Annotated in this window: 16 protein-coding genes; 2 read left to right on the top strand and 14 right to left on the bottom strand. The window is 53.7% G+C overall.

Features of this window, described 5'->3' with window-relative positions:
* Positions 1-166 precede the first annotated feature (166 nt).
* The 3 genes from EKM97_RS08475 to EKM97_RS08465 form a co-directional block, all read right to left on the bottom strand.
* Positions 167-1,324 (bottom strand): cysteine desulfurase family protein, encoded by a 1,158-nt coding sequence (locus EKM97_RS08475; RefSeq protein ID WP_125571970.1) that lies wholly within the window; start codon positions 1,322-1,324, stop codon positions 167-169.
* A 39-nt stretch (positions 1,325-1,363) separates the two neighbouring features.
* Positions 1,364-2,059 carry a 5'-methylthioadenosine/adenosylhomocysteine nucleosidase gene (locus tag EKM97_RS08470; RefSeq protein WP_191985991.1) on the bottom strand — a complete coding sequence of 232 codons (696 nt, stop codon included), beginning with the start codon at positions 2,057-2,059 and terminating at the stop codon, positions 1,364-1,366.
* A gap of 64 nt (positions 2,060-2,123) precedes the next feature.
* Positions 2,124-2,381 carry a hypothetical protein gene (locus EKM97_RS08465; protein ID WP_125571969.1) on the bottom strand — a complete coding sequence of 86 codons (258 nt, stop codon included), beginning with the start codon at positions 2,379-2,381 and terminating at the stop codon, positions 2,124-2,126.
* Positions 2,382-2,545: 164 nt separating this feature from the next.
* Between EKM97_RS08465 and EKM97_RS08460 the strand changes: the two genes are divergently transcribed.
* Together EKM97_RS08460 and EKM97_RS08455 are read left to right on the top strand one after the other, a co-directional pair.
* Complete coding sequence (locus EKM97_RS08460; RefSeq protein WP_125571968.1) at positions 2,546-3,412, top strand: 5-bromo-4-chloroindolyl phosphate hydrolysis family protein; 867 nt, start codon at positions 2,546-2,548, stop codon at positions 3,410-3,412.
* A 15-nt stretch (positions 3,413-3,427) separates the two neighbouring features.
* A complete protein-coding gene (locus tag EKM97_RS08455) occupies positions 3,428-4,642 on the top strand; it encodes a toxic anion resistance protein (protein WP_125571967.1) in 1,215 nt (404 codons plus the stop codon).
* A gap of 889 nt (positions 4,643-5,531) precedes the next feature.
* Here the strand turns inward: EKM97_RS08455 and ileS are convergent.
* From ileS to mraY, 11 genes are all read right to left on the bottom strand, one after another.
* Positions 5,532-8,327 (bottom strand): isoleucine--tRNA ligase, encoded by a 2,796-nt coding sequence (ileS, locus tag EKM97_RS08450; RefSeq protein ID WP_125571966.1) that lies wholly within the window; start codon positions 8,325-8,327, stop codon positions 5,532-5,534.
* 275 nt (positions 8,328-8,602) lie between these two features.
* Complete coding sequence (locus EKM97_RS08445) at positions 8,603-9,304, bottom strand: DivIVA domain-containing protein (protein WP_125571965.1); 702 nt, start codon at positions 9,302-9,304, stop codon at positions 8,603-8,605.
* 44 nt (positions 9,305-9,348) lie between these two features.
* Complete coding sequence (locus tag EKM97_RS08440; RefSeq protein ID WP_125571964.1) at positions 9,349-10,137, bottom strand: YlmH family RNA-binding protein; 789 nt, start codon at positions 10,135-10,137, stop codon at positions 9,349-9,351.
* Entirely contained in the window at positions 10,137-10,400 is a 264-nt protein-coding gene (locus EKM97_RS08435) for a YggT family protein (protein ID WP_125571963.1), read from the bottom strand. Before EKM97_RS08435 ends, EKM97_RS08440 begins: the two co-directional genes overlap by 1 nt.
* Positions 10,401-10,420: 20 nt before the next feature.
* On the bottom strand, positions 10,421-10,912 hold the full coding sequence (locus EKM97_RS08430) for a cell division protein SepF (protein ID WP_125571962.1): 492 nt from the start codon (positions 10,910-10,912) through the stop codon (positions 10,421-10,423).
* Between the two features lie 17 nt (positions 10,913-10,929).
* Positions 10,930-12,147: a cell division protein FtsZ gene (gene ftsZ / locus EKM97_RS08425; protein WP_125571961.1), complete on the bottom strand. Its 1,218-nt coding sequence runs from the start codon at positions 12,145-12,147 to the stop codon at positions 10,930-10,932.
* A gap of 29 nt (positions 12,148-12,176) precedes the next feature.
* A complete protein-coding gene (gene ftsA / locus EKM97_RS08420; protein ID WP_125571960.1) occupies positions 12,177-13,517 on the bottom strand; it encodes a cell division protein FtsA in 1,341 nt (446 codons plus the stop codon).
* A 122-nt stretch (positions 13,518-13,639) separates the two neighbouring features.
* A complete protein-coding gene (locus EKM97_RS08415; protein ID WP_125571959.1) occupies positions 13,640-14,473 on the bottom strand; it encodes a cell division protein FtsQ/DivIB in 834 nt (277 codons plus the stop codon).
* Positions 14,474-14,475: 2 nt separating this feature from the next.
* The gene (gene murG / locus EKM97_RS08410; protein WP_125571958.1) at positions 14,476-15,576 is read right to left on the bottom strand and encodes an undecaprenyldiphospho-muramoylpentapeptide beta-N-acetylglucosaminyltransferase; all 1,101 of its coding nucleotides are present in this window, start codon (positions 15,574-15,576) and stop codon (positions 14,476-14,478) included.
* A complete protein-coding gene (gene murD, locus EKM97_RS08405; protein ID WP_125571957.1) occupies positions 15,576-16,946 on the bottom strand; it encodes a UDP-N-acetylmuramoyl-L-alanine--D-glutamate ligase in 1,371 nt (456 codons plus the stop codon). Before murD ends, murG begins: the two co-directional genes overlap by 1 nt.
* A gap of 50 nt (positions 16,947-16,996) precedes the next feature.
* A complete protein-coding gene (gene mraY / locus EKM97_RS08400; protein WP_125571956.1) occupies positions 16,997-17,962 on the bottom strand; it encodes a phospho-N-acetylmuramoyl-pentapeptide-transferase in 966 nt (321 codons plus the stop codon).
* Between the last annotated feature and the right edge of the window lie 15 nt (positions 17,963-17,977).

The raw sequence follows: 17,977 nt of genomic DNA, 5'->3' as shown, positions 1-17,977 counted from the left end.
AAAAAGTTTAGCGGTAGCCTGGCTTGCCAGGCGTGAGCGACCCCGCGCCACCTACCTGCGGGCACGTAACCAAGTCGTCCCAGGCCCGACCTCGCGGTCGAAGCCCTATTTTCAATTTCAGCATCCTTGCGGATGAAAGTTTCATGACTTACGCTGACGGACAGTATTACTTACTACGTGCAATCAAACGCTGCACGATGCGGATGAGCGCGTCTGCAAAGGCGTCAACATCTTCCATAGTGGTCATGCTGCCGTAAGAAATGCGAATTGACTCCTCAAGGCGCGGCGACTTCTCGCCGTACATCGCGGTCAACACGTGCGATGGCTCCAAGCTGCCCGCAGTACATGCGGAGCCGCCGGAAATTGCAAAACCTGCTAAGTCCAAATTTGTCTGCATGGCGTAAGTAGACGCGCCCGGCAGATAAAGGTTGAATACGTGCTGCAGCCGCGGACGGTCGAGGTTACCATTGACGTGGTAAGTCACCCCCGCTGCCTCCAACTTGCTGCAAATTTCGCGACTAAAACTAGCGTAGCGCTGCTGCAACTGCGCCTTCGCGTCATCATCAAGCAAACTAACTGCGGTCGCAAAGCCAACAATTCCGGCCACATTCTCCGTGCCCGCACGGCGTTTGGTTTCCTGCTCGCCGCCGCGCATGAACGGCTGAATTTTGACGTTCTCCGCACGGTACATGAGGCCAACACCCTTGGGGCCGTTCAGTTTGTGCGCGGATGCGGACAACATGTCGATACCCAGTTCTTCCGGGTGAATCGGCAACAGGCCGAATGCCTGTGTCGCGTCCACGTGGAAATAAGCCTGGTGATCGCGCAGGCGGTCAGCAATCGCCTTAATTGGCATCTGACTGCCGACCTCGTTGTTGCCGTACATAACGGACACAAGAATTGTATCGTCATCCAGGGTGGCGTCAAAATCCGCCATGTTAATTTCACCATTCTCGTCAACCGGCAGGTAAGTCACTGTGTAGCCCTCTTTTTCAAGCGCGCGCAGTGGTTCGAGCACAGATAAGTGCTCAATTGCCGTGGTGATAATGTGTTTGCCCAAACTGGCCCGTGCGTGGGCGGTCTGGGTGATGGCGGTGTTGTTACTCTCAGTCGCGCCAGCAGTGAAAATCACCCAGTCGGGCTTTACTGCCAAGGCGTTAGCAATGGTTTGCCGTGCCTTATCCAGCGCGGCGTGCGCCGTACGCCCAAAAAAATGGGTCGAACTGGCGTTACCGAAATCATTTTGCATCTGGTCGGTCATTGCGGCGACAACCTCTGGCTTCATCGGTGTCGTGGCCGCATTGTCCAGGTATACGTGTTTCAAAAGAATCTTCCTTCCTTACTGAAGCGCAAGGACGTCAGTTTAGGCAAGCTCGTCAATGAAGGCGAGGAGCATCTGGGCGCTCTTCTTGCCGGCCTCGATGATGAACTCATCAAAGGACACGCTGGCGTTCTCGTCACCAACATCACTCATTGCGCGGATAACCACAAATGGCAGCTGGAACTGGCTGGCAACTTGACCAATTGCGGCCCCTTCCATTTCGCTAGCCAGGGCATCTGGGTAGATGGCCTTGATCTTCGCGATGGCAGGCTTGCTGCTGATGAACTGGTCACCGGTCACAATGAGACCCACGTGCGTGGTCAGGTTCGTCTGCTGGGCAGCCTTGGTGATGAGCTCAACGTAGTGTTTGTCCGCTTCAAAAATCTGGGGCCGACTTGGCAGCTGACCGGGCAGGTAGCCAAAGGCAGTTGAGTTCACGTCGTGGTAAGCAACGCCGGAACTAATCACCACATCCCCCACCTTGAGGCCGGTACCAATACCACCGGCACTACCAGTGTTAATCACCAGGTCCGGGTTGTAGTGGTCAATCAAGATTGCGGTGTTCATCCCCGCCTGCACCTTACCAATTCCACATTCAACCAGTGCGACTTCCTGACCGTGAATCCGGCCGCTGTAGAAAGTCTGCCCGGCAACCGTTTCGCTCTTCTGGTCGTCAAGGACTGCCAGCAGTTCCCGAATTTCTTCTTCCATCGCGCAAACTACGCCAATTTTCATCATTAAAAATCCCTTCTGTTGAGAATTCTCAGCACTTAGTTAACAGCAATCAATCAACTTTTACCCGTCAAAAGACAAACAGGACGACCGCAACCAAAATAATTAGCACAATGGTAATCCCGATTGCCCAGTTGAGTTTCTGCTTGAGCCCATTCACTTTCCGATAGGTCTGCTCGTCAAAACGCTGCAACTTCTCGGGATGCTTGGCCTCACTGCGCGCGTACTCACGCTCCACGTCCACCCGTTTCTTATCACGGTTGCGGGCGGCCTCTTCCTGGGCAGCACGCTGCTCGCGTGCTTCTCTGCGGGTCTTGGGTTCGTTCATTGCTGTGCCTCCATGCTTCCATATAGTCAGTAACTATCATACAAGCTACACTTAGTTTTGGCAAAAGTCATGTCTTTTGGCTAATCTCATACCAAGGCCTGATACCAGCCGGTCGTGCCTATGCTAAACTTAGTCCAGATAATAAACGAGGGGCAGTGACGACTATGAGTAAAAAGCAACAATACCCACGTCAAGATCGCGTGCATTGGGGCCGCATCATTACTTGGACTTGGCTCGGTTTCATGTACACCATCAGTGGGACAGAAAACTTCATCCTAAGTGAAATCATCGCGCTGCTGTTCGGACTCGTGCGTTTTGGCGCCGAATGGGAACGCACCCGCCACCCTGAACGTAATAGCGAAGGGCCACGCAAATTCCATGAATCTAAGGTCATCGGGATTAGTTTTGCCGGCTGGATTGTGGCAATGGCCACGTTGGGCAGCATGGGCTTAGACGGCAACCCCGTCATCGGTCTGCTGTCACCGGCGCTGGGTGCCCTCGCCGCCTTCCTCAACTACCTGTGGCAGAACCGCAGCGCTGAGGTCATCGACGACACGCCGGAACGGCCAATGAGCAAAAAACTGGCCGCCCACTACGAGGCCGCCGGACTGAGCGACAGCGAAGTCAGCGTGTTCCGCGAAACCATGGCGGGTGCCAGCAAGAACATTCACCAGCTGCAAACAACCGTGGACGGTGCGCCCGAACTGCAAGACATCATGAACGAGCACGACACCATGAACGTCATCCACGCTTACTTCCGCGCCATTGTGGACCAGCCCAAGCGGATGACCGCAGCGGCGCCGTTCCTATATGAACAACTCCCCAACCTCGCGGATTTGACGCACAAGTACGCCATCATCACCCGCCACGAGGTGAAAACGAAGGACACCTACCTCGTGCTCAGTCAGGCTAAGGATGCACTCGATAAGCTGTGCAAGACGGTCCGCGACGAGTACACTGATTTTGTGAAGAGCGACCTGGAGGATTTGGATACCACGGTCGAACTCACCAAGCGCCAACTAGATAAATAAAAGGAAGACCCGAATATGAGTGAAAAAGACCAAACGACATCACCAGATTTAACCTCCGACCTGTTGGCCGACCCCTTCGCGGACCTCACGGCTAATAACACGCCCGCTCCTGCGCAGGAGCAAGCACCGACAGCCGCTGCAAACGATGAGTTCAACAAACTGTCCGAACAAGACCGCGAGTCTGCCAAGCAACTGGCAAGCAAGATTGACCCGCTCGATCAAACTGCGGTGCTCTCCTACGGTGCGGCTGCGCAGCAAAAGCTCTCAGCGTTCTCCCAGAACATGCTGAACAAGGTCTCCAGCTCTGACACTGGTGCCATCGGCGACGCCCTCACGAGTCTGATGACCCGTTTGAACGAGACCAACCCCGACGAACTGCGGCCTGAAAACAGCAACGTGTTCTCCCGTCTGTTCGGTAAAGTGAAGCGCAGCATCTTCGAAATCACAGCTAAGTACCAAAAAATTGGCGCCCAGATTGACACAATTGCAGTGCACTTGGACAAGGAAAAAAATGGTTTGCTCAGTGACAACACGATGCTGGACGAGCTTTACAGTCAGAACAAATCCTATTTTGAAGCCCTGAACATCTACATCGCCGCTGCCAAAATCAAGCACGAAGAACTGGAAACCAAATTGATTCCGGAAGCCCGCGCGAAGGCCGACGCCAGCGGCGACCAGATGGACGTCCAAACCGTGAATGACTTGCGGCAATTTGCCACTCGGCTTGAGAAGCGGACCTATGACCTGCAGCTAGCACGTCAAATCACCTTACAGCAAGCACCCCAGATTCGCTTGATTCAAAATACCAACCAAGCGTTGGCGGAAAAAATCCAGGCCAGCATCACCACGGCCATCCCGCTCTGGAAAAACCAGGTGGCCATCGCCCTCACCCTGCTGCGGCAGAAGGAAGCCGTCACCGCACAGCGTGAAGTTTCCGAAACCACTAACGACCTGCTCAAGAAGAACAGCTCAATGCTGAAAATTTCCAGCATTGAGACTGCTAAGGAAAACGAGCGTGGTGTCGTCGACATCGAAACCTTGACGCAGACTCAGTCCGACTTGATTGACACGCTGAAGGAAACCCTGCAGATCCAGCAAGATGGCCGTGCCAAGCGGCAAGCTGCCGAGAAGCAGCTCGCTGGCATGGAGGACGACCTCAAGAACAAGTTGCTGGAATACACTTCCGGCGACATGAACGAGACCCCGCGTCCCCGCAAAGAAACTTTCTAGCACCCCAAGCCGACGCAATTGCGCCGGCTTTTTTAATTGTCACTGTCCGTCAGCGACAGCGTCGAAAATACCATCCGCAAGGATGTTGGGTTTGAAAAAGTGGTAGACCGAAGGTCGGAACTGGTCCGGATTGGTTACACGCCCGGGAAGGGTGTGCGCGGAACCGCTTCAGCCGGCTACGCCGTCTTCCGCTGGCGATTTTGCCGCAAACCCCGCGTCAAAATCACGCTCCTAGCAAAAACGGCGGTGTACATTTCGCACGAAAAATCTGTGCGAAACATACACTGCCGTTTTTGCGTGCGCGCACACCCTTCCCGGTCGTTCCACCAATCCGAACCAGTTCCGACGTGCATTCACAATCCGATTGTGGCGATATTTTCAACACGACGTTGAGACGGTAGATGTCGCCCAGCTTCTCATGATCTGGCAATAGAATTGGTCAGCGCTAGTACTGTATGGAACTACCTCATAATTGAGGAACGTTCATGCGCTTACCACTCTGTAACGCGTCGGCCACGGAGGTGGTGGTGTGCTTGGGCGAAGCGCAGGGAACGGAGTCGGGCGAAAATATTATTGTTTGGAGACGTGGCGTGCTTTTTCGCCACGGCTGCACACAATAATACCGGGAGCGCGGAGTTGACGCCGGGTTTGCGGCAACTCTGCCAGCGGAAGACCGCGTTAGCGGGCTGAAGCGGTCCCCGCCCGACGTAGTTCCCAGAGCGTAGCCCAAGCGCACCACCACCGGAGTTGCCGACCCCACCGCCTAGCGGCGTTTTGAAAACATCCCAGAGGCCTGGCGTGACTTCGTCACTGGAATACTTACGCTGACAGACAGCAACAATATGTACAACAAAAAGGCAGCCATTGCTGGCCGCCTTTTGCATGGGTATTACTTGTTCTTACTTTCGAGACCTTCAGCAACTGCTTCAGGGTAGTTAGCACGCACGATGGCGCTGCAACGAGCACAGAGCATTGGGAACTGCGCATCGTCACCGACATCGGTGGTGGTCATGCGGCAACGTTCGCAAACATCGCCCGCAGCATGTTCCACCACAATCGCACCGTCAGCAAACTCGGCGGCACCTGCTGGCGCCTTGGTGCCTGCCGCTTCCAGCTTGAAACCAGAAACAATCAGGAGCTGCATGATGTTGGCGTTCAGGCCGTTCAGCTTATCTGCAAGGTCAGCGGTTGGGTAAACCGTGACGCTGGCCTGCATGGACTTACCAATAACCTTGGCGTTTCGGGCTTCTTCAAGTGCTTTTTGCACTTCGCTGCGGAACTTCATGAAGTCGCTCCACTGCGTGCGCAGTTGATCAGCGTTCGCAAGATTCTGCGCCTTAGGCATGTCAGACAGGTAAGCGTACTGCTCTGCCTGCTGCAGGTATGGCCAGATTTCTTCAGCCGTGTGCGGCAGGATTGGGGTCAGCAACTTGGTCAAGGTGACAAGAACCTGGTACATCACCGTCTGCATCCGGCGACGCTTAATATCGTCGGCCGCTTCAATGTACACAACGTCCTTGGCAAAGTCGAGGTAGAAAGCAGACATGTCATTCACGAGGAAGTTGCTAATTGTCTTCTCCACATCACTAAAGTCGTATTGGTCGTATGCTGCCAGTGCTTCAGCCACAACATCGTTCAAGCGCACCAGAATGTACTGGTCAACGCTGCCAAGATCGGCGTAGGCAACAGCATTCTTACTGTTGTCGTAGTCACCCGTGTTGGCGAGCATGAAGCGCATCGTGTTGCGAATTTTGCGGTAGGCTTCGGAAATCTGGGCAAAGTTGTCCATGGAAACACGCACGTCAGAACTGGAGTCAACCGTAGAGACCCACAGACGGATGATTTCTGCACCGTACTGCTTTTCAACCGTATCAGGCACGATGGTGTTACCCAGTGACTTGCTCATCTTCTGGCCCTTGCTGTCGAGCGTAAATCCTTGGGACAAGATGCCCTTGTATGGCGCAACACCCGTCGTTGCAACGGAAGTGATGAGTGAGCTGTTGAACCAACCACGGTATTGGTCAGAACCTTCAAGGTAGAGATCAGCTGGGAAGGACAGTTCTGGGCGAGCAGCGAGAACAGCCTGGTGAGATGATCCAGAGTCAAACCAAACATCCATGATGTCAGTTTCCTTGGTAAATTCACCGTTAGGACTGTGTTCGTTGGTGTAACCTTCTGGCAGCAAGTCCTTGGCGTCACGTTCGAACCAGACATTTGAACCATACTTGGCAAAAAGGTCGGCAACGTGATCGATGGTTTCCTTTTCCAGAATTGGGGTCTTATCTTCCGCGTAGAAGATAGGCAGTGGCACACCCCAAGCGCGCTGACGGGAAATCACCCAGTCGCCGCGGTCGCGGATCATGTTGTACAGACGCGTCTTACCCCAACTTGGCTTAAAGTTAACCTTTTCAATCTGATCAAGAATCTGCTGACGGAAGGCGTCAATAGAAGCAAACCACTGCGTCGTTGCCCGGAAAACAACTGGCTTCTTGGTCCGCCAGTCGTGGGGGTAGCTATGCGTGAAGAAGGAGAGCTTCAGGAGCGCACCCTTTTCTTCCAGCGCCTTGGTGACCATTGGATTGGCCTTGTCGTAGAACACGCCGGTGAAGCCAGGGGCGTTCTCATTCATGACCCCGTGTTCATCCAAAACAGAGACAACGGGCAGACCATACTTGATGCCGGCCTTGTAGTCATCTTCACCATGACCAGGCGCAGTGTGGACGAGCCCGGTACCAGCATCCAGCGTGACGTGGTCAGCGTTGATGACGAGGCTATCGCGGTCATACAGTGGGTGTTTAGCCACCATCCGGTCCATGTCCTTACCGGTAAACTGCTTGAGCACCTTCGGGTCAGACCATTCGAGGTCTTCAGCGACCTTGCTCAGCATGTCTTCTGCAACCACGAACTTGCGATCTGCAACCTGCACTTCAACATAATTGAAGCGGGGGTTAACGGCAATCCCCTGGTTAGATGGAATGGTCCAAGGCGTGGTGGTCCAGATGATAAACTCAGCATCCTGGTCCACAATTCCCTTGCCGTCCTTAACTGGGAAGGCAACGTAGATGGATGGGGACTTCACGTCCTTGTACTCGATTTCGGCTTCAGCAAGCGTGGATTCGGAAGACCATGACCAGTAAACTGGCTTCAAGCCGTGGTAAATGTAGCCCTTCTCGGCCATTTTACCGAAGACCCGAATTTCTTCGGCTTCGAATTCCTTCTGCAAGGTGATGTATGGGTGGTCCCAGTCACCAGAAACACCGAGCCGCTTAAAGTCAGTGCGCTGCTTGTCGATTTCCTTGAGGGCAAAATCCCGGCACAATTGCCGGTAAGCCACCATGTCCATCTCCTTGCGGTGCACGCCCTTCTTGGCGAGCTGCTGCTCAATTGGCAGACCATGAGTATCCCAACCAGGAACGTAAGGTGCATAGTAGCCGTTCATCGACTTGAAGCGCACGATGATGTCCTTACTGATCTTGTTGAGCGCGTGACCCATGTGGATGTTCCCGTTCGCAAATGGCGGGCCATCGTGGAGAATGAAACTTGGCTTGCCTTCATTCAACTTCTGGCGCTGCTGGTACACGTGGTTCTCTTCCCAATCAGCCTGCCATTTGGGTTCGCGGTTAGGCAAACCTGCACGCATTGGGAAGTCAGTCTTGCTCAAGTTCAGCGTTTCTTTAACCTTCACAACTGTTCCTTCTTTCTCAAAATGTTCTCAAAACCGTAAATAAACAAAAAGACCCCGTCCGTAATTAGGACGAAGTCTTCGTGGTACCACCTAAATTCGGGAATAAAATTCCCCTCAGAGGCGCGTTAACGGGCACCATCCGACCAGCTCTATGTATCGAGCCAGTACTCAGAACTGATATTAGTCATGGCACCAATCCCGGACTTGCACCATTCTCCGGGTCGCTGGTTTGGCTCACCACCGCTAACGCGTGTTCCTCATTGGATTAAATTATTCTAAGCGATGGGATCATCCGGAAAAACAATCTGGGTGTAATCATCATCACCCGCAGCGGCGTTCGCTGCGTCTGCATCTGCCGTTTCCGGTTTTGCATCCGTGCCTGAGTTTAATGAATCATCCCCATCGCTGTCAAGGGGTGTTTCCTGAAGTTCGTCAGGAATTAACGTGCTTTCGTCGGGAAGACCTTTTTTGGCGTCCTCAGGCGTCTTGCCAATGGTGTCGGACCAGTTGTCCCCTTCAATCGTTTCCAGCTCCGCCCGCAGCAAGAGTGCGAGGTGATCACGGAAGTCCTGCGCGTTGCGGCGCATGTCTTCACTCTGAATCGTCAGCTGGCGAGCTTTGTCGCTCGCGTCCGCGAGGATTTTGTTACTCTTGTCGCTGGCTTCGGACAGAATCTGTTCAGCGTTCTTCTCGGCTTCGTCCTGAACCTTCTGCGCATCCTCTTCACTCGTGGTCTTCAGCCGGTCTGCGGCGTCCTGAGCGACGATGATGGCTTGGTTCATGGCGTTTTCCATGCCCTCGTAATGGGTCACCTTATCCTGTGCTTCCTTGAGGGAATCAGTCAGGGTCTCCACCTTCTTGAGCGCACCTTCGTAATCCGCGATAATCTGGTCCAGGAAGTCGTTCACCTGATCCTGATCAAAACCACGCATCTTAACGTTGAAGCTCTTATCCCGAATATCCATAGGGCTAAGCATACAAATTCCTCCTCATACCAGACGATTCAGTGCCTGGGCAAAATTTAACTTTTTTGACGTTTATCAATGATTTCAACGGCGAGTCGCCACTTGTCCTTTGCAGTCACGCCAAGCACTGACATGACCCGGATACGGCCAAAACCGCGCACAGAGACGTTGTCGCCATCGCCGACCATGGCGCTCACCTTCTGGGTTTCGCGCCAATTGAGCCGGACACCATCACTAGTGAACAACTGCTTGGCGTGACTACGCGGCAGCTTGAAAGCTTCCGCAACTAAGGCGTCAAGGCGCAGCCCAGCGACCAACAATTCGCGGGCTTGCCAATCATCATTCAGCCGGAAAATCCGGGGCGCCGGCACCAACTGGATTTTACTACGGGCAACCTGCGTCAGGTTTGTTTGCAGAAATGGCGCCATTTCGCGAGTAGCAGCCAGCTCCCAAGCACCCTCTTCATGCGCAAAATCGCCAAACACGCTGCGCTGCACACCCAGATTCATCATCGCGCCGAGCACATCACTGTGCCGCAGGGTGACGAACTGCGCCGGGTACTTAAACATCAACACTTGCAACTCGAAATCGGCCGGTTCCGGTACGTAGTAATCCGGATAAAATAACCCGCGTCGCCATTCCGCGGCGGTAAACCCACCAGCAGTGGCAAAACTGACACCGAATTGTTCGGCAACGCTTTGCGCCAAAAGCTGCGAGCGCGGGTCGATAAACGCCGTTAACACCGGACGGTATTCATTAGCACTGGTTGCGGCCAGTGTCCGCAACCGTTCCAGCAGCTGCTTTTCTTCCGAGCGCGGCTGGTTATACTTTCCCAGCTGCGTCATTAGGCGAACCAGAAGAGCAACGTCAGGAGCAGTTTCTCCAGCAAGTTAATCAGAATCAGCAGAATTGCTGGCGAGAAATCCAGTCCCAGTGCGGTCGGAATCACCCGCCGTATCGGCGCGAGTAATGGCTCGGTCAAGCGACTGGTCCATTCACGCAAGCGGTAAAGCGAACGGATTGGAAACCAGCTCAGAATCAGATCAACGAACACAATCGCGGTGTAAACGTTGAATGTGGCCGTGATTAAATAATACAGAAAACGCACGGGCGGGTCCCCCTTCCGGTTTACTTCAGTTCGTCGACGCTCAAATCATCCTGAATTTTGTTCGCAAGTGCACCACTGACTTCAAAATTAGCTGGGGTAACCAGGAAAATCTGGTCACCAACGCGTTTGATGTCACCGTTGATTGCAAAAACGAGTCCAGTCAGGAAATCAACAATGCGTTTGGAGTCGCTTGCTTCCAAGTGCGTAAAGTTAACCAGCACCGCGGTGTTGTCGAGCAGGTTGCGGCCAACTTCCTTAGCGTCAGAGTAGATGCGCGGTTCGTACAGCTCAATCTTTGCTCCCTTAGCGGCAGGCTTACTCATCGAAACAACATTACTGTTATTTCGGTACGCGGGCTTACTGCTAGGTGCACCCTGCGCTGCAGCCGGTGCTTCGTTCCCATCTGCCGGTTGGGTGAATTCTTGATCTTCTTGAGCGGCGTACTCTTCGTCTTCGTCATCAGACATATCGAAGAAACTGCCCAGTTTGTTACCAATTTTACCGAATGCCATCATGACACCTCCTCAGACTAGTTGTTGCGACGGCGCTTGAAGAATGGCGGCTGGTCATCATCACTGGCGTTGCCATTGTTAGGCTGACTTTCGAATACATCGAATTCAGTCTTTTTAACGTTATCAAAATTATCTGGCTTAGCTGCAGATTCGCGGTTGGAACGTTCTGGCGTCTGGCGCATGTCCCATTCACCGAATGGGTCGCTAGACTTTTGTTCCTGTTGCTGCGCTTCACGACGTGGTTCTGCGCTCTGGCGGGTGCTCCGCTGCTGCGTTGGTTCGGAATCAAGACCAGTTGCAACGACCGTAACCACCACTTCATCGCCGAGTTCTTCGTTAATGGAGGTCCCGAAGATGATGTTAACGTCACTTGTTGCCGCCTGGGTCACGATGTCAGAAGCATCCTGGACTTCAAACAGGGACAGTTCTGGACCACCGGTGATGTTCAGCAATACCTGCTTGGCGCCATCAATGGCAACTTCCAGCAGTGGTGAAGAAATGGCCTTCTTCGTTGCTTCTACGGTCCGGTTTTCACCAGTTGCGGAACCAATTCCCATGAGGGCACTCCCCTGGTTTGCCATGACGGTCTTCACGTCGGCGAAGTCCAGGTTAACCACACCAGGGCTGGTAATCAGGTCGGAAATCCCCTGCACACCCTGACGCAGCACGTTGTCAGCTGCCTTGAAGGCTTCGAGCATTGGCGTCTTCTTGTCCACGATTTCAAGCAGACGATTGTTGGCAATAATCACCAGTGTGTCCACGTGCTGCTTGAGTTCCGCAATCCCGCCAGTGGCGTTCTTGCCGCGCTTGGGGCCTTCAAAAGTGAATGGCTTGGTAACAACACCAACGGTCAGTGCGCCTTGGTCCTTAGCAATCTTAGCCACGATTGGGGCGGCACCGGTCCCAGTACCACCACCCATGCCACAGGTAACGAAAATCATGTCCGCACCCTGCAGTGCTTCGGCAATGGCTTCTTCGCTTTCCTCAGCAGCCTTCTGCCCAACTTCAGGGGTTGCGCCGGCACCAAGTCCGCGCGTCAACTTGGAACCTAACTGAATTTTGGTTTCTGCCTTAGAACTGGACAGTGCCTGTACATCCGTGTTGGCCACGATGAACTCAACACCCTTAACGTCTTCGTCGATCATCCGGTTAACGGCGTTACCACCGGCACCACCAACACCAATAACTTTAATTACTGCGCCGGTGTTATCTTGATTATCTAGTGAAAATTCCATGATTGTTCCTCCTAGTCAGGGGTTATTTATTATTCAAAGAAAGTACCGAAGAAGCGCTTAATAATGGACGGCTTCTTCTCTTTTGGCTCATCCGTCTCGTCCTGTTCAGGCTCAGCCTCTTGAGCTGGTGCCTGCTGCGGAGCGGCGGTCGCATCATCCTGCGCCGTACTTGCGGGCGCGGGCGTTTGCCGCGTCTGGAGCTGCAGCGGCGTGCGCAATGCGGAACCGGCAATGATTTCAACGTCCGTCATGTTGGCGGCCGCATTAATCAAGGCCAGTGCCTGCGTAAACGCGGGGTGCCGCAAGCCAACTTCATTCGGAATGAAGCGGCGCACCTGACGGTTAAAAATGTCTTGAGCCAATTCAATGACCCCTGGCAAAGCGGTCGTGCCACCGGTAATCACGATGCCCCCTGGTAAATCAAGAGCGTGGACCTGCGTCAAGGTTTCGTTGAGGCGTCCGAAGATCTGGGTCAAGCGTGCCTCGATGATTTCTGCCAAGTATTTCTCGGAAATCGTGGCGGGTGCACTCTTGCCAACAACAGTCACAGGGAAGGTTTGTTCCTCACTGGCGGCAAGTGAGTCGGCATTGCCGTACTCGCGCTTTAGCCGTTCGGCATCCACAACGCTGGTGTTGAGCACTACCGAGATATCCTTGGTGATGTAATCCCCACCTTCAAGATCCTCAGTCGTGAACTTCAGCTTGTGATCATGGATAACGGCCGCGGTGCTCTGCCCGCCACCTAAATCAATGACAACAGTGCCAAAGTCCTGCTCACCATCAGACAGAATGTAAGACCCCAGTGCCAACGGATTGGCGATAAACGCCGAAATGCTGTAACCGGCCTTCTCCACCGCCCGCGTGATGTTATGCAACACCGTCTTTGGAACCGTGAGCAGCAAGCCCTTCATTTCGAGGCGAACACCAATCATGCCGCGCGGATCTTTAATTCCATCAAACCCGTCAACGATGAATTCATCAGGAATCAGGGAGAGAATTTCGCGCTCTGGCGGTAGGTTGCGCGTCAGCGCGGACGCCGCCACATTACGGACGTCGTCGTCAGTAATTTCACGGCTGGTGTCCCCAACCGCGATGAGTCCAGACACCTTCTCAATCTGCAACATGCTTGCCGGTACCCCGGCAATCACGCTATCGATTTGAATGCTGGCTTTTTTTGCTGCTTGTTCCAGTGCGGCCTGAATTGATGCGACTGCCTTATCGATGTCAACAATCACGCCGCGTGCTAAACCATCCGCACGCTGACTTCCGACACCGATAACGTGCATCTGTCCGGATGACACTTCGGCGGCAATTGCTTTAATCGAGGTTGTCCCGACATCAAGACCCACGTAAATGCCCTGATTTCCCATGAATCTGGAACCTCCCTTGACTGATTTTTTTATAAAGTTATTTATTCTTAATCTACAATTTCGAGTTTACCACAAATGTTTCACAAAACGTATGGAAAGCGGTTCATTCCGTGGATGTTTACTCATTTTTCGGATTTCGGGACAAAGAACGCGCCGACTTCCAAATCAACCGTCCCAGTTGTTTTAAGCTGAGCGACCATACTTGGGTAGTACTTAATCTTTTTGAGGATGGTCCGGCTGTCCGCGACAATCTTGTTGCCATCATTCATCGCAATGGTGATCTGATAAGGATTACCGTTGCCCCGACTCAGGGTCACTTCCGAAACGTCGCGGCGAATTGCGGTCGGAAAAGCAGCGACAATCTTGCTCATGTTGCGTAAATCCTTACCCGCTGTGAAACCAGTGAAAACCGGCAAGCCCTGTTTTGGACTCTTACTGGCGTCTTGCAAGACCTTCCCGGTACTCAGAATCACGTGGTAACCAGCCGCATTGTGTAAGTACGCCGTTGCGGAGTATTCACTTACGCGCAAACTGACATCACGCGCACCGCGCACCCGCAGGCGCACAGTTTTGATTGCCGGTACGGCCTTTTTAATGCGTTGCTCAGTCTCCTGCCGATTAGTGAGAAGCTGCGGCACGTAGGACTTGCTTCCCAGCTTACTGGCGTTAATGACCTCCTGGTTGGTGACCAAGTTGGTACCGTAAACCGAGACGTTGCGTACCTTGGACAATGGCGAGGCCATGTAGGCACTCGCCAGGCCAATGATGAGCAGCGGTGGCACGAGAATTGCAAGACTACGCCACGTGCGGTGTTCACGAATTTTTTGGACTTTGGGCAGGTTCTTTTGAATTTCCGCTGGCCCAAGATGGGCTTCTTGGGGACGTTCGTCCAGTTGCTTTTTGTAACTGCTGAAGTTATTCGTGAACAGATTCGAGTTGTCGTCTTGCTTCGCCATCGCTAGTCTCCTTTCACGGCCGCCTCCAATACCTGAATTAACTGGTCGGTTGCGTCAGGGACACCCAAACGCTTGGATGCCGCCGCCATTTTGTCTAAAGTTGCAGGTGTGCGCATTAACTGGTCAATCGTGCTTGTGAACTGCGCTTTGAGATTTTCTTCAGTGAGCACCTTTGCTGCGCCTGCATTCTCCAGACTCTTAGCATTACGGTACTGGTGATTGTGCGTCACGTTCGGGCTCGGAATGAGCACCGCCGGCAAGCCCAGCGCCGTCATTTCGGACAGTGTCGTGGCCCCACTGCGGCTTACGAGCAGGTCAACGTCCGGAAGCACGCGCTCCATGTGGTCGATGTACGGCACGATGGCAACGTTGGCTGGCAACTCGCCCGCCTGCGCCGCCACTTTGTCGTAGTGCCGCCGCCCCGTGGCAAAGAGCACCTGGTAGTCAGCGTCCGCAAAAGTCGGCAGTGCGCTCAGAACAGCCGCGTTCAGCCGTGGTGCCCCACGGGAACCACCAAAGATGAGCAAGGTCCGTTTCTTCGGCGTCAGACCGTATTCGGCAAGCCGGTCATTGGGCTGGAGTCCCGCCACCTGCTGGGCACGTGGGTTCCCAGTCATCACGACCTTCTTCGCCGGAAAATCAGAGCGAACGTCATCAAAGCTGATGGCAACTTTGGACACGAAATGACCCAAGAACTTGTTGGTAATCCCGGCAACCGAATTTGATTCGTGAATGACCGTTGGAATACCCATCCGGGCCGCCGCATATAGCGTGGCCCCAGACACGTAACCGCCCGTACCCACAACCACATCCGGTTTGAACTCCTTCAAAATCGTACGTGCCCGCTTCACACTGGCGAGGAACAAATGCATCGTCTCCAGGTTGGTGCGCAGACCCTTGAAGTTCAACTTGCGGCTAAAACCCTGAATTTTGATGGTGGCAAAATCCACCCCGTGATCTGGCACGATGCGGGCTTCAAGTCCGCGTGCGGTTCCCACGTACAAAGCGGCATCAACCATGTGCCGCTCCTGCAGGCGGTCAAGTAGCGCGAGGGCCGGGTATATGTGACCACCCGTGCCACCGCCCGAAACGACGATACGCATTACTTTTCCTCCTCCGCAGCCAGCTTAGCAACATCCGCGATGAACAGATCACCGCGTTCTTCAAACGTGTTGAACTGATCCCAGCTGGCAGCAGCTGGTGACAAAAGCACCACGTCTCCCTGCGCACTCAGCGCGTAGGCTGCCGGAACAGCTTCGTTCAAGTTCTCGACCCGCTTGATGGCCGTGATGCCGGCGTCCTTTGCGGCCTGAACCATCAGTTCTGCCGTTTCACCGTACGTGACCAGCGCCTTAACGTGCTTGGCCATGAGCGGCACCAGGTCATCCATTGGCAGCTTGCGGTCAAGTCCCCCAGCAATAAGTACTTCCGGCGCCGCAAACGCAGTAATGGCAACACTGGCTGCCTCCACGTTCGTGGCCTTACTGTCGTTGTAGAAGCGGCGCCCATTCAAGGTGCGGACGTACTGAATCCGGTGCTTTACACCACTAAAGGTGCTGAGCACCCGCACAATGGCGTCATCGGCAACGTCATAGAGCTTGGCAACAGCGATTGCAGCCAGGGCGTTTTCAACGTTGTGGTCACCAGGAATCTGCAAGTCAGCAGCGGGCATAATTTTGTGGCCGTCAAAACTCAGGTAGCCATCAATGAGGCTGGCGCGTGCACCCTCTGCTTGTTTGCGGCTGAACGGGACAATCGTGGCCTTGCTCTTCTTCGCCAGTTCGTGCATTTCGGGCAGATCCCAGTTCATGATGAAGTAATCATCTGCCGTCTGGTTCTGCGTAATGCGCATCTTAGCGGCAACGTAAGCCTCGCGACTGCCATGGTAATCCAAATGTGCTTCGTAAATATTGGTCAAAACGGCCACGTGCGGGTGCAACTTGGTGGCACCGAGCAACTGGAAGCTGGACAATTCAGCGACAATTTTGCTCGTTGCGGGTGCTTTCTGGGCCACTTGGCTAATCGGAATCCCGATGTTCCCACCGACGTGCGCTTCAACGCCGCCTTCATTCAGCAAGAGGCCAATCAGGGTCGTTGTCGTCGTCTTCCCATTGGTCCCAGTCACACCAACCCACTGCGCTTCGGAAATCTCGTAAGCAAGTTCCGGTTCAGTAATAATGGGAATTTTGAGTTCCTGAGCGCGCACAACCATCGGGTTCGTGTACGGAATGCCGGGGTTCTTAACCATCAGTTCAAAGTGTTCATCGAGCAGTTCAACTGGATGCCCACCAGAAATCACGCGAATACCATCGGCAACAAGGGACTGGGCATCGGGGTTATCGTGGAAATCCTTCGCATCGTTAACGGTCACCAGTGCCCCTAACTTGTGCAGCAGACGCGCCGCGTTCAGGCCACTTTTCGCGAGCCCTAAAACCAGTACCTTTTTGTTCTTATAGTCATCAATATCCCGCATGTCGCGCAACTTCTTTCCATTAATTAATATGTTAAATCAAATAATTGCTTTTATAGAAAAACTACTAGGTAGAGTGCCGAAGCCAGCGCGCCGACAATCCAGAAGGTGATGTCAATCTTCCATTCACTCCAGCCACACATTTCAAAGTGGTGGTGAATTGGCGACATCTTAAAGATTCGCTTGCCGGTGAGCTTAAATGAGGTCACCTGCAGCATCACACTAGCGGTTTCGCAAACGAAGATAATCCCAATGAGCAGCAAGGACCATTCGCGATGTAGCATCAGGGCTACCGCCGCCAGCAAGCCGCCGAGCGCAAGACTGCCAACATCCCCCATGAAAATTTTGGCGGGCTTGTGGTTGTACAACAAGAAACCGAGCAAACCGCCAATGACACTCAAACAAATAATCAGGACGTCGGTGCGGCCCATGTGGGCAGCGATAATGGCGTAGGTGCCAAACGCCACCGTCCCCTGGCCAGCAACCAAACCGTCCAAGCCATCCGTCAGGTTCACCGCGTTGCTGAAGCCGACCAACCAAACAGCTGCAAACAGCGCGTAGAACCACGCACTGTTGATGTTGCCGATAAATGGCAGGTACAAAGTCGGCTTGAACCCTTCACGGAAGAAGACAATCAGGAAGACCGCTGCCCCGAGTAGCTGTCCGAGCAGTTTCTGCCAGGCCCGCAACCCCAGGTTCCGCTTCATTGACACCTTCACGAAGTCGTCGATAAAACCGAGCAGAGCATAAAGCAGGAAGATGAAGAGGGCAATGTAAATCACCATGCCTAATTGGTGCTGCCAGGCACCAACCCAGAGCACGGAAATGACAATGGCCAAAATGAAGACGAGTCCGCCCATGGTGGGGGTCCCACTCTTTTTTTCGTGCCACTTTGGGCCTTCTTCGCGAATCATCTGGCCTTCCTTCTTCATCCGCATGTAGCCGATGAAGAGTGGCAGGATCATGACGGTGACGACGAAAGCCGACGCGACCGGTATTAACATCTGTGCAAGCTGCATTAATCTAAACCTCAA

Source organism: Lacticaseibacillus songhuajiangensis (genome assembly GCF_003946025.1).
Taxonomy (GTDB): domain Bacteria; phylum Bacillota; class Bacilli; order Lactobacillales; family Lactobacillaceae; genus Lacticaseibacillus; species Lacticaseibacillus songhuajiangensis.
The sequence above is the reverse complement of the archived record's forward strand: the minus strand, read 5'-3'. Positions and strand labels throughout refer to the sequence as shown.